Origin of the sequence: Glycomyces rhizosphaerae (assembly GCF_042647865.1) — a bacterium.
GTDB lineage: Bacteria > Actinomycetota > Actinomycetes > Mycobacteriales > Micromonosporaceae > Glycomyces > Glycomyces rhizosphaerae.
In genome coordinates this window covers 699217-712138 of sequence record NZ_JBHRWO010000004.1, presented here as the reverse complement: position 1 = coordinate 712138, position 12922 = coordinate 699217, and the positions used below count along the sequence as shown (strand labels likewise).

Below are 12922 nucleotides of genomic sequence, written 5' to 3'. Positions count from 1 at the left end.
AAGCCGGCACGCGAGGCCACCTCGAACGGGTCGTCCTCGACCTGCTCCGCGGGGTCGAGGCGCCGCAGCGGTTCCTGCCCGCACTGCAGGACGAGCGCCTGCGGGAAGTGGTGGCGCTCTTGGAGGACGATCCGGCGGACCGGCGGACCCTGGCGCAGCTCGGTGCCGCGATCGGCGCTTCCGAGCGGACGCTCAGCCGGCTGTTCCGCGAGCAGGCGGAGATGACGTTCGCGCAGTGGCGCGGCCAGTTCCGCCTGCACCACGCCCTGGTGCTGCTCGCGGCAGGGCACCAGGTCACGCGGATCGCGGGCGCGTGCGGGTACGCGAGCCCGAGCGCGTTCATCGGCGCGTTCCGGGAGGCGTTCGGCCGCACGCCCGGCGAGTTCCTGCGGCGCGAACCGGACCTTCGCCTGTAGGCGGCCATTGCCTTGATGGCGCTATCCAGCTATTCTGAGTGCACCTCGTTATATCGATTCAATTCAATGTTTCGATATGAATGGAGACGGTCGAGCGCGCCACCGGCACGCCGCGCCGACCGCCGCTTCCCCCTGTGCCGCAGCGCCCCCGGCGCAGCCTCCCGGTGTCCCGTGCCGGTGCGGCCGCGGTCGGGGGACCTCCTCTCCATCAGATACGGAGTGAACATGAACGAGTCAACCTCCCGGCGGGCGAGACGCCTGCGGGCCCCGGTGGCCGCGGCCATAGGGCTGGTCGCCGCGGCCGCATCGCTGACGGCGATGACCTCCGCGGACGCCGCCACCGTCCGCTACGAGGCCGAGAGCGCCCCGGCCGTCTGCGACGGCTTGATCGAATCGAACCACACCGGGTACTCCGGCAGCGGATTCTGCAACTCCAGCAACGCGACCGGTGCCACGGCCCAGTTCACCGTCACCGCCGCGAGCGCCGGAACGGCCACCGTGGCGATCCGGTACGCCCACGGCGCCACCGACTCCCGCCCGGCGAACATCGTCGTCAACGGCTCCACGGTGGAATCGGCCAGCGCGTTCGGTGCGACCGGCGCGTGGACCACCTGGTCGACCAAGACCGTCACCGTCCCGCTGAACGCCGGGAGCAACACCGTGCAACTGGTGGCCTCCACCGGTACCGGCCTGCCGAACATCGACTACGTCGAGGTCACCGACGGCGCCGCGCAGCAGACCGGGGCCATCATGGAGGACCTCGGCCGCGGGGTCACCGTCGTCCCCTCCGGCGGCGGCAGCCTCGTCAGCTGGCGGCTCCTGGGCACCGACTCTTCGAACACCGCGTTCAACGTGTACCGCAACGGGACCCTGCTCAACAGCTCCCCGATCACCGGTGCCACCAACTACCTCGACGCCGGCGGCAGCGGCACCTACACCGTCGCGCCCGTCAACGGCGGCACCGCGGGGACGCAGGTCGGCGCCGAGGCGACCTTCAACTCCAGCGGCTACAGGGACATCCCGCTGCAGCGCCCGGCCGGCGGCACCACCCCCTCGGGCGAGGCTTACACGTACAACGCCAACGACATGAGCGTGGGCGACCTCGACGGGGACGGCCAGTACGAGTACCTCGTCAAATGGGACCCGAGCAACGCCAAGGACAACTCCCAGTCCGGCTACACGGGGAACGTCTACATTGACGCGTACAAGCTCAACGGCCAGCGCCTGTGGCGGATCGACCTGGGCCGCAACATCAGGGCCGGGGCGCACTACACGCAGTTCCAGGTCTACGACTACGACTCCGACGGCGACGCCGAGATCGCCATGAAGACCTCGGACGCCACCGTCTCCGGCACCGGGCAGGTCATCGGCACCGCCAGTGCGGACTACCGCAACAGCAGCGGCTACATCCTCACCGGCAACGAGTACCTGACGATCTTCAACGGCGCCAACGGCGCCGTCCTCGACACCATCAACTACCAGCCCGCGCGCGGCACGGTCGCCAACTGGGGCGACAGCTACGGCAACCGGGTCGACCGCTTCCTCGCCGGAACGGCCTATCTGGACGGCCAGCACCCGAGCATGATCTTCTCGCGCGGGTACTACACGCGCAGCGTCATCTGGGCGGTCGACTTCAACGGCACGGACCTGGTGTCCCGCTGGGTGTTCGACTCCAACAGCGCCGGCAGCCAGTACACCGGGCAAGGGGCGCACAGCCTCTCGATCGCCGATCTCAACGCCGACGGCCGCCAGGACGTGGTCTTCGGCGCGATGGCCGTCGGCTCGAACGGCCAGGCGCTCTACAACACCGGCTTCGGCCACGGCGACGCGCTCCACGTGAGCGACTTCGTGCCGAGCCGGGCGGGCCAAGAGGTGTTCATGCCGCATGAGAGCGGCAGTCAGCCCTCGTCGAGCCTCAACGGATCGAACGGGGCGATCCTGTTCCAAACGCCCGCAAGCGGAGACAACGGCAGAGGCGTCGCGGCGAACGTCCTCTCGTCGAACGCCGGAGCCGAGTACTGGTCGTCGAATGTGAGCGGCCTGCTCAACGCCTCCGGGTCGAACATCGGCGCGAAACCCGCCTCGATCAACTTCCTGAGCTGGTGGGACGGCGACGGGGAACGCGAACTGCTCGACGGCACCGCGATCACGAACTACCCGTCCGGCACGCTCCTGTCCGGCTCGGGCGTCGCGTCCAACAACAGCACGAAGGCCACGCCGGCCCTCTCGGCCGACCTGTTCGGCGACTGGCGTGAAGAGGTCGTCTGGCGCACCAGCGACAACACCGCGCTCCGCATCTACGCCACGTCCTCCACCACCAGCCTGCGCATCGCCACCCTGATGCACAACCCGCAGTACCGCGTGGCGATCGCCTGGCAGAACACCGCCTACAACCAGCCGCCGCACCCGAGCTTCTACATCGGCAGCGACGTCACGAGCTACCCGTTCCCGTCCATCACCACACCCTGACCCTGCCCCGAGAAGCCGGGGCCCGCGACCGTCGTCGCGGGCCCCGGCGCGGGGAGCCTCACGCGCCCGGGTCGACGCTGACCAGCTCGATGCGCTGATCGCTGCCCTGGACGCCGATCTCGAGGACGAAACCGACCCCTTCGGCGTAGAACTTGTGCTCGATGACGCTGGTGTCGAGCGGGTTGACGTCCTCGGTGCGCAGGCAGTCCTCGAAGGTCCCGTACGGCACCTCGACCTGCTCGTCGACGGCCACGACCTCACCGGTGTCCTCGGCGTGGCCCTCGTAGAACTCCTGGTAGTAGTAGTCGCCGACCTGCGGGTCGGCCTCCATCGCGATGCCCGGGAGGGCGCCGTCGACGCCGGCCTCCCAGGAGCCCTCGGTGCTGGTCACCTCGCCGCCTGACATCTCCCTGGAGTCCTCGCCGAAGTACCAGACGTTCCCGTCCGCGTCCTGGGCGTACCAGTCATAGGTGTCCTCGATGACCTCGCCGCCCTCGCTGACGGTGTCGTGGACGACGACCGTGTTGACGCCGAGGACCTCGCGGGTCTGGTCGGTCACCTCGACGACGATCGTCTCGCCGCCGCCCTCGTAGGTGAAGACGGTGCCCGGGATCCAGGGCATGAAGGGGTTGTCGATCGTGGTGGTGAACTCGGCGGGATCGGGCATGTCGGCCAAGGTCGGCTCGGCCGACTGGGGCGGGGACGGTTCCTCGGTGGTGCCGTCGCCGCATGCGGCGAGGAAGCTCGCGACCAGGAGCGCGGCGGGCACGGCGGCGATCGTTGCACGTCTCATCGTTCCTCCAATGGAACGAGGGCTTCTCCCCTGTACGTTACGCCGCAGGTCGCGGGGCCGGGCCGGTCCCGTCGATGAATCCGGGCGCCGAACCTCGTCTCTATGGTCGACACTCTTCCGAACCAAGGAGCGACGACGACATGACCGACGCAACGATCGACTTCAAGGCCGTCACCGACCAAGTCGCGGGCCTGCTGGCCGGTGTCGACGACGCGCAGCTCGCCGAGCCCACCCCGTGCGGGCACTACACGCAGGCCCAGCTGCTGAACCATCTGCTCGGCCTGTGCCTCGCGTTCACCGCCGCCGCCCGCGGCGAGACCGGCCCCCACAACGACGCTCCGCCCGGTGAACCCGCGGCGACCCTCGAGCCGGAATGGCGCGGCGAACTCGAGCACCGCCTGGCGACGCTGGCCGGGGCCTGGAGCGAACCCTCCGCGTGGGACGGCGACGCTCTAGCGGGCGGCGTCACGCTCCCCGCCGCCGTCATGGGGCTCGTGGCGCTCAACGAAGTCGCCGTCCACGGCTGGGACCTCGCCCGCGCGACCGACCAGGACTACGAGCTCGACTCCGGCATCATCGCGACGCTCACGGCCTTCACCGGCCAGGACGCCGACGACCAGGCGGCCCGCGAGGGCATCTACGGCCCCGTCGTCAGGATCCCCGCGGACGCCTCGCCCCAGGACCACCTCATCGCCCTCACCGGCCGCGACCCCGCCTGGCGACCGTAAGTCGCATTCTCGGTGCGATCTGCGCCTTTCGCACTGCTTGCGGTGATCGTCGGAAATCAATGGATCCTCGGTATGCAACCATCGAGGATCCTCGCGGCGTCCCCTGTCGGCGCGGCCCGCCCGGGGCCATGCGCCACAGAGGAGGAGTGCGATGCGGAATCGACGCATTATCGGTGCGGCCCTTGCGGTCACCGCGCTGGGAGGAGCCGCCGCCTGGGGCGGCGCCATCGCCAATGCCGAGGACGACCCCCGAAACGAAACGGGCGCAACGGTATCCGAAGCCGCAGCGGGGACGGTCACGCTGCCCACCGGCGACGTGGTGCGGCTGTCGCCCGGCGGCGGCATCGAGGTCGAGCCGGCCGCCGGCCGTGAGGACGTCGGCTTCGTCGGACAGACCGCGCACGACGGCTCGGACGACGTGGTCGTCGTCCCCACCGACATGCTCGATGCGATCCGCTCCGGCGACGAGGACCCGCGCCGATACAACGTCTCCCGGCTGCTCGCAGGCGGCCACACCGACGCGGCCGCGGTCGGTGAGTCCGAACTCGACACCCGCGACTACGCCGGCTTCGTCCCGGCGGCCCAGCAGGCCAAGGCATCAGAGGCCGCGCAGGAGCTCAGCATCAGCGTCAGCGACCGCTCCGGCGGCGTCCCGGAGGAGTCCGTCGTCGCCTGGATGAAGGAGGGCACCGACGAGACCGGCGACATCACGATCGGCGAGGACGGCACCGGCACCGCCGAACTCGAACCGGGCGACTACCTGATCCTGACACTGCTCATCAACCGCGCCAATGAAACCGAGCGCGGCGAGACCGTCTACGGCTTCACCCCGGTCACCGTCGGGGAGGAGCCGGCCGAACTGGCCGTCGACGCCGCCGCGGCCGCGCCCGTCAGCGTCGAGGTGGAGCGCGAGGACGCCGAACTCGAAGAGCACGTGCTCTATATGGAGGCCGCCGCCGAGAACAGCAGTCTGGGCACCTTCGAATTCATGGACGCCGACTCGGACGCCTACCTCCTGCCGCAGCCCGACGCGTCCGACTCCACGTTCAACTTCATCTACCAGCCGGTGCTGACGGGCCCGGTGGACGCCGCCGAGCCCTACACCTACACGCTCGCGTTCGGCGAGACCGGTGCGCTGCCCGCCGACCCGGCGTACACCGTCGCGGACGCGGACCTCGCGGTCGAATCGACCGAGTACCAGGACCTCGGCGTCGAACTCGAAGGGAGCCAATGCGACTACCCGCGGGCCTGGGAGGACCAGTTCTTCCTGTTCGGGCAGTGCGTCGACCGCGCCTTCCCGTCACAGGCGACGAACCTCTACAGCGCCGAGCCGATCCTCTGGGACCGGACCGTCGAAGCGGGCCTGTTCGACGCCGACCACCTGCTCACCGAGGGCTTCACGAGCTACAGCGGCGACGAAGCGCTGCCGGCCGGCGCGGTCGAGCGGGTCATCGGCGACGGCCCACTGGCCGTGGGCACCGCCGCGGTCATCCGCTTCGGTGACACGATCGCGGGCAACCTCACCCCGGCCGCGAGCCACGACGGCGAGACCGTGAACCTGGTCGGATACGAGACCGGCTCCGTCACGCTGACCCGCGACGGCGAGGAGCTCGGCAGCGCCGAGGACCCGGCCGACTTCTCCATCGCACTGCCCGAAGGCGACCAAGGCCGCTACACCCTCACTGCCGAGGCCACCCGCGGCACCAAGACCGCGCTGTTCGCCGTCGAATCGTCCATGGAATGGCAGTTCGACTCCGCGACCGTCGACGAGGCGCTGGTGGACCTCCCGGTCGTCTTCGTGGAATCCACAGCCGTGCAAAGCGGTTGGGCCGAACGGGACCAGCCCCAGGAACTCACCTTGGCACTCGACTCGTGGGAGCACACCGCCGAGTCGATGGGCCTGGAAGTCTCCTACGACGACGGCCAGACCTGGACCGAAGCCGCGCTCGAAGGCGACACCGCCACCCTCGAACACCCCGACGACGCCGCGTTCGTCTCGCTCCGCCTGACCGCCACCGACGACGCCGGAACCGAGGTCACGCACACCACCATCCGCTCGTACGGCCTCCGCTGACCCGACGAAACCGGGCCCCGTCGCAAGTGCGGCGGGGCCCGTTCAGCGCTTGCCCGGTCAGCGATTCGGTGCGAAACCGGAGGTCGAGGTCTTCGCGGGACGGAAGACCATGAAGACCCTCCGCTCCTGCGCCTTCACGAAGGCGCGCTTGGCATCGACGTCACCGGTCGGGGCCAGGCGCCCGAGGCTCGCGGCCAGCTTGAAGAAGCCGTCGCCGGGAAGCCCCGTTTCGCTGTCGCAGACCAGGACCGAGATCATGAGCTCGAGGCCGGTCGCGCTGGAGTGGGCGGCGGTGATGTCGTCGCAGAGCTTCCCGATCTGGCCGGGGAAATTCGCGCCGAGCTTGAACGGCTCGCCGAGTTCGCGGTTGAGATCGGCGTAGGTGAGCGTCTCGCCCTGGGAGGCGTACCGCTTGAGGACCTGCAGTCCGGATGCGATGAGAACGGAATCGTCGTGCGCCATGGCGGGCCTGCTTCATGAAGAATGCGATCGGACCCGATGAGGGGATGACCTCGACCGTAACACGGTTCGCCCCGCCCCGGCGCCGCATCGAAGCGCGGGGCGGGCCTTTCGGCCCGCCCCGTCATCGGTGTCGGGAGTTATGAAGGCGTGGCGCCGGTGATCGTGAGTTCGTACGGGAACGGGTCGCCGACGCCGGTCTGCCACATCGTGTAGTTGCGGTGCTGCGACGGAGTGGCGGCCACGACGAGCATCATGTGCGTCTCCCCGCTCTGGAGCGAGAAGTCGGCCGTCTGGCCGGGAGCGAAGATGCTGCTGTAGCGGACCGAGAAGTCGGCCTTGACCGCCACGAGCCGGAAGCGCCAGTCGGCGCCGGAGAGGCTTGAGGCCCCGGCGAGCTGCACACCCACGTTGCTGGTGGTCGGGTTGAGGCGGATGACGTTGTGGCCGTATTGGTGCGGCGCGTCCGTGTTCGCGATGCGGTAGCGGTTCGAGCCGAGGCTCGTCAGCGGGTCGGTGTGGAGCGGCCGGTAGCTGCCGCCGCCGCGCCACATGTCGGTGCGGATGGCCGCGCCGTCGGTGAAGTCGTAGGTGACCTGCCGGGACGTGTACTCGGCGATGAGCGTGGCGAACTCCTGCTGATCGAGCTGCAGCACGCGTTTGATCGTGTCGATCGGATGCTCGCCCTGCTTGGCCTCGTACCAGAACCGGTCGATGACTTCGGGGCCGTAGAGGTCGCGGATGGTGTTGAACAGCATCCAGTCGCCGTAGTAGGTCTCCTGCGCGAGCCAGCGCTGGTGCTGACGGTCGACGAAGTAGCCCGAGCCGACGGTCACTTCAGGACGCTTCATGCGCGCCATGTAGTTGGCGTGGGCCTCCCAGACCGGTCCGGCGATCGGGTTGCCGGCGCCCCAGCCGCCGCCGTTGCCGTTCTCGATGTTGATGTCCACCGCATACGACTGCATGATGTGGTTGAACTCGTGGGATTCGACCCAGTCGTCCCAGATCTTGTCGTACGGCAGGCACATGTGGCCGACGCCGATGTCGTCGGGCCCGGCCCAGTTCGCGGGCGGCAGGAAGTCGTTGGACCAAGTGCCGCAGAGGTACAGGTTGATCCGGTACTGCGATCCGACGTTGTGGTCGGCGGGGTCGACGAAGCCGACTTCGTTGACGTAGAAGTCGTAGATCTCCTCCATATGGTCGGCGACCCACTGCGGATAGTTGCTGTAGCCGTGCTGCTGGCCCCAGGCGACGGCGTCGATCGCGTCGCCCCAGCGGACGGTGAAGTTCGCGGACTCGACGTAGTTGTCGGTTTCGGCTCCGGCCTCGATGAGGAAGCTGGGGGTGCGGGTCTGCTTCTGCTGCTGGGGTTCTCCGGTCGGATCGGGTTGGCTGGGCGTCTCGGTGGGCGTGCTCGATCCGCCGCAGGCCACTCCGTTGACCTTGAAGGTGGTCGGCATGGTGCCGGTGCCGGTCACGGTGAGGCCGAAGACCTCTTTGGTCTGGCCGGAGGCGATCTGGGCGTTCCAGCCGACGTCCTCGCCGGTGAAGTGGGAGCCGGACTGGGTGTAGTCGACGTTCCAAGCATTTTGGACGGTCGAGCCTGACGGCAGGTCGAATTCGACCTTCCATCCGTTGATCGATTCGCTCCCGGCCTTGATGGACACGGCGGCGTTGTGTCCTGTGCCCCACTGGGAGGTGATCGAGTACTGGACGGCGTCGCATGCGGCGGCAGATGCCGGGACTGCCGCCACCACCGCGACTGAGGCGGCCATGACCGCCCCCACCGCCAACCCGACGGCCCCGAGCCGCCGCTTCCGGCTACGCGTGACTTCCATGAGCTGAGCTCCTTCGTTCGGGCGCAACCACATCGGGCACGCCCGCGGCCGATCCCGCAGTGGTCCCGCGCGAACACCCAACCCGAGCCCACGGTCCGAACCGCAATTAATATTCACGGACGTAAATATTAGATCCCGCCGCGGAGCACCGGCACAAGCGCAGGGAATTTCAGAAACAAACCTCGCAAATCACACGAAATCGCGCCCCGGCCGCGAACCTCAGCCTCCGTGCGGTCATCCGCCGCCCCTCACGATGCGGCAGCCGACGCGTTCGCCCGCCGGTCAGAGCTCCAGGGGAAGCATGGCCGCGGGCGGGTGCGCCCGCGGCGGGATCGGCACGGCGGGTGCGTTTGCGGTCGCTTCCGCCGGGCCCTTCGGATCGGACTAGGGGAAGGTCGGGCAGTGGGGGTCGGCGTCGACCCGCTGGTGGGCGGTGAAGGCGGCGTGGACGGTCTCGACCCTGCGGCGGAAATCGCTGCCCCGCATCGAGTTCGCACGGTCATATCGGGTGAGGCAATGGCTATGCAAGGGACGGAGGATTTCAGCGGCCGGTTTCCGCTACACCGTTGCGACCGAGGCACTTCGCCCCCGGGGCGCATAGGCACATAAACCTGAACGAAAATCCCAGGGCGCCATAGTCACTGGGGGTCAGGTGATGCGATCGGGGCGGGAGTAGAGGTTCATCGTGTCGTCGCGGACGAATCCGGCGAGGGTCAGACCGGATTCCTCGGCGAGGTCGGCGGCGAGCGAGGACGGCGCCGATACCGCTGCGAGGGCGGGGATCCCGGCCATGACCGCTTTCTGGACGAGTTCGAACGAGGCGCGGCCGGAGACGGCCAGGACGGTGCCGCGCAGCGGGACGAGGCCTTCGCGGAGGGCCTGGCCGATGACCTTGTCGACCGCGTTGTGGCGGCCCACGTCTTCCTTGGCGGTGAGGAGCTTCCCGTCCGCGGTGAACAGGCCCGCCGCGTGGAGGCCGCCGGTGCGGTCGAAGATCTTCTGCGACTGGCGGAGTCGGTCCGGGAGGGAGGCGAGGACCTCGGCGCTGACCATCGTGTCGTCTTCGGCCACGCTCCAGGCGGCCTTCGTCCGGACGTCCTCGAGGCTGTCCTTGCCGCAGACCCCGCACGCCGAGGTGACGGTGGTGTTCCGCTTCGCGGACTTCGGCGGGGCCGCCACGCCGGCGGCCAGCGCGATGTCGAGGAGGTTGTAGGTCTGCTCGCCGTTCGCGTCGACGCCGGCGCAGTACCGCATGCTGAGGACGTCGCCCGGTTTGGTGATGACGCCTTCGGAGAGGAGGAAGCCGGTGGCGAGGTCGAAGTCGTCGCCGGGGGTGCGCATGGTGACCTGCAGCGATTCGCCCCCGACCCGCAGTTCGAGGGGCTCTTCGACGGCGAGCGTGTCGACTCGCTCGGATCGGTGGGCGCCGGCGAGGCGGGTGGTCTTGCGGCGGACGGTCACGCGGCCCATGGGGCTTCAGGTTCCCTTCAGATGTCTTCAGGTCTGCTTCAGGTTCGGCGAGGCCTACTTGTTGTATAGCGCGGCGGGCCGGGAACAACGAGGAAGGAGGTCCGAATTCACGACCGGGCGGATCCTGGAAGCGAGGTCCGCGAGTCGGCACCTGCCGGCTCGAAGGCCTGCGAAATTCGGGGTGGGTGGGGTGGGGGCGGGGGGAGGGGCCCCCGATTCGGATCAAGGCTCGACGGCCCTGGCCGGCTCGCCGCTGTCAGGCTCGAAGCGCACCACGATCGATTTGGAAGTGGGGGTGTTGCTCGTCTCGGCGACCGAGTCGAGCGGCACGAGGACGTTCGTCTCGGGGAAGTACGCCGCGGCGCAGCCGCGGGCGGTCGGGTAGTGGACGATCTTGAAATGCGGGGCGCGGCGGTCCCCGTCGGTCCATTCGCTCACCAGATCGCAGTAGGCGCCGTCGACAAGATCGAGTTCGGCGGCGTCGTCGGGGTTGACGAACACGACGCGGCGGCCGTCGTGGATGCCGCGGTAGCGGTCGTCGAGCCCGTAGATCGTGGTGTTGAACTGGTCGTGGCTGCGCAGGGTCTGGAGCAGCAGCCGCCCGGGGCCGGCTTCGGGCGAGGTCACCGGGTTCACGGTGAAGTTCGCTTTGCCTGTGGCCGTGGGGAAGACGCGTTCGTCGCGCGGCGCGTGCGGGAGCGCGAAACCGCCGGGGACGCGGGCGCGGGCGTTGTAGTCGGCGAAGCCGGGCACGACCCGTTCGATCCGGTCGCGGATGCGGTCGTAATCGGCCGCGAAGTCCTCCCAGGGCACGGTGTCGTCCGGGCCGAAGACGGCGCGGGCGAGCCCGGTGACGATGGCGACCTCTGAGCGCATGTCGGGGCTTAGGGCGGGGACGCTGCCGCGCGAGGCGTGCACGATGCCCATGGAGTCCTCGACCGTGACGAACTGCTCGCGACCGGACCCTCCATTGCCCTGGACGTCGATGTCGGTGCGGCCGAGGGCCGGGAGGATGAGCGCCCGGGCGCCGGTGACCACGTGCGAGCGGTTGAGTTTGGTCGAGACGTGCACGGTGAGGCGGCAGCGGCGCATGGCCGCCTCGGTGGCCGCACTGTCGGGGCTGGCTGAAACGAAATTGCCGCCCATGGCGAAGAAGACCTTGACGTCGCCGTCGCGCATGGCGCGGATCGTGCCGACCGTGTCGAGCCCGTGGTCGCGCGGCGGCGCGAAGTCGAACTCGGTGCCGAGGGCGTCGAGGAACCGGTCGGGCATGCGTTCCCAGATGCCCATGGTGCGGTCGCCTTGAACGTTCGAGTGCCCGCGCACCGGGCACACCCCGGCGCCGGGCCGCCCGATGTTGCCGCGCAGGAGCAGGAAGGCGACGACCTCGCGGATCGTGGGGACGGCGTGGCGGTGCTGGGTCAGGCCCATCGCCCAGCAGACCACGATCTTGTCGGCCGTGAGGACCATGGCGAGGAGGCGCTCGATGTCGGCTTCGGGAAGGCCGGTGCGTTCGACGGCCTCGGCCATCGCCGCGGCATCGTCACCAGTGCCGTGGTGGGCGGCGAAGGCCTCGAAGCCGTGGGTGTGCGTGTCGAGAAAAGCATGGTCGATCGCGTCGGCGCGCAGGAGCATCCGGTTGAGGATGCTGAAGAGGGCGAGGTCGCCGCCGACTTTGATCTGGAGGAAGAGGTCGGTCAGTTCGGTGCCGCGCCCGACGAATCCGCGCGCGGCCTGGGGGTTCTTGAAGCGCTGCATGCCGGCTTCGGGCAGGGGGTTGACGGTGGCGATGCGGGCGCCGGCGCGCTTGGCCTTCTCGAGGGCGGTGAGCATCCGCGGGTGGTTGGTCCCGGGGTTCTGACCTGCGACGATGATGAGGTCGGCCTCGTGGAGGTCGTCGAGGGTGACGCTGCCCTTCCCGATGCCGATGGTCTCGGCGAGAGCGGCTCCGGAGGATTCGTGGCACATGTTCGAGCAGTCGGGCAGGTTGTTCGTGCCGAGTTTGCGAGCGAAGAGCTGGTAGAGGAACGCGGCCTCGTTGCTGGTGCGCCCGGACGTGTAGAAGGCGGCGTCGTCGGGCCGGTCGAGAGCGGCGAGCTCGGAGGCGATGAGCGCGAAGGCCTCGTCCCAGCCGATCGACTGGTAGTGGTTCGCGCCTTCGGCGAGGTAGACGGGTTCGGTGAGGCGGCCCTGCTGGCCGAGCCAGTAACCGGACTTGTCGGCGAGGTCGGCGACGCTGTGGGCGGCGAAGAATTCGGGGGCGACGCGGAGGCGGGTGCCCTCCTCGGCGACGGCCTTGGCACCGTTCTCGCAGAACTCGGCGGGGTGGCGGTGCCCGGGTTCGGGCCAGGCGCAGCCGGGGCAGTCGAAGCCGCCGGTCTGGTTGACGTCGCGCAGGAGCGGCAGGCCCCGTTTGACGCCCGCCTGGGAGCCGACGAACCGGACCGAGTTGACCACGGCGGGCAGGCCAACGGCGTGGTGCTTCGGGCGGCGGACGTCGGGTGCGTCCTGGGCGGGGTCGAGGTCGGGCGCCTTGCTCATCCGCAAAGTGTAGGTCGGGGCGGCGGTCGACCGGCAGGGAACACTCGGCGGCTCCGGACTCGCCTGTCGGTCGGACGACTCGGCCTCGAGCAGTGTCGGATTCGCTACAGACCGGCACGATCCCGACTGAAATC

9 protein-coding genes are annotated in these 12922 nt (G+C 69.2%); 4 read left to right on the top strand and 5 right to left on the bottom strand.

What is annotated here, in order from left to right; genetic code table 11:
- The first annotated feature begins 119 nt into the window (after nucleotides 1-119).
- Together ACFO8M_RS04195 and ACFO8M_RS04190 are read left to right on the top strand one after the other, a co-directional pair.
- Nucleotides 120-416: a helix-turn-helix transcriptional regulator gene (locus ACFO8M_RS04195; RefSeq protein ID WP_387970902.1), complete on the top strand. Its 297-nt coding sequence runs from the start codon at nucleotides 120-122 to the stop codon at nucleotides 414-416.
- Between the two features lie 225 nt (nucleotides 417-641).
- Nucleotides 642-2885, top strand: coding sequence for a rhamnogalacturonan lyase family protein (locus tag ACFO8M_RS04190; protein WP_387970899.1), 2244 nt, complete (start codon nucleotides 642-644; stop codon nucleotides 2883-2885).
- Nucleotides 2886-2943: 58 nt separating this feature from the next.
- Here ACFO8M_RS04190 and ACFO8M_RS04185 read toward each other — a convergent pair whose 3' ends face one another.
- Nucleotides 2944-3678 (bottom strand): hypothetical protein, encoded by a 735-nt coding sequence (locus ACFO8M_RS04185; protein WP_387970896.1) that lies wholly within the window; start codon nucleotides 3676-3678, stop codon nucleotides 2944-2946.
- 140 nt (nucleotides 3679-3818) lie between these two features.
- Between ACFO8M_RS04185 and ACFO8M_RS04180 the strand changes: the two genes are divergently transcribed.
- Both ACFO8M_RS04180 and ACFO8M_RS04175 read left to right on the top strand, forming a co-directional pair.
- On the top strand, nucleotides 3819-4406 hold the full coding sequence (locus ACFO8M_RS04180) for a TIGR03086 family metal-binding protein (protein ID WP_387970893.1): 588 nt from the start codon (nucleotides 3819-3821) through the stop codon (nucleotides 4404-4406).
- 151 nt (nucleotides 4407-4557) lie between these two features.
- Entirely contained in the window at nucleotides 4558-6480 is a 1923-nt protein-coding gene (locus tag ACFO8M_RS04175) for an immunoglobulin domain-containing protein (RefSeq protein ID WP_387970891.1), read from the top strand.
- Between the two features lie 57 nt (nucleotides 6481-6537).
- On the opposite strand, the gene ACFO8M_RS04170 is transcribed toward ACFO8M_RS04175, so the two are convergent.
- The 4 genes from ACFO8M_RS04170 to ACFO8M_RS04155 form a co-directional block, all read right to left on the bottom strand.
- Entirely contained in the window at nucleotides 6538-6942 is a 405-nt protein-coding gene (locus ACFO8M_RS04170) for a hypothetical protein (RefSeq protein ID WP_387970888.1), read from the bottom strand.
- Nucleotides 6943-7079: 137 nt separating this feature from the next.
- Nucleotides 7080-8777 carry a DUF6055 domain-containing protein gene (locus ACFO8M_RS04165; protein ID WP_387970886.1) on the bottom strand — a complete coding sequence of 566 codons (1698 nt, stop codon included), beginning with the start codon at nucleotides 8775-8777 and terminating at the stop codon, nucleotides 7080-7082.
- Between the two features lie 648 nt (nucleotides 8778-9425).
- Entirely contained in the window at nucleotides 9426-10247 is an 822-nt protein-coding gene (gene fdhD, locus ACFO8M_RS04160) for a formate dehydrogenase accessory sulfurtransferase FdhD (protein WP_387970883.1), read from the bottom strand.
- A gap of 222 nt (nucleotides 10248-10469) precedes the next feature.
- On the bottom strand, nucleotides 10470-12788 hold the full coding sequence (locus ACFO8M_RS04155; RefSeq protein ID WP_387970881.1) for an FdhF/YdeP family oxidoreductase: 2319 nt from the start codon (nucleotides 12786-12788) through the stop codon (nucleotides 10470-10472).
- Nucleotides 12789-12922: the final 134 nt, after the last annotated feature.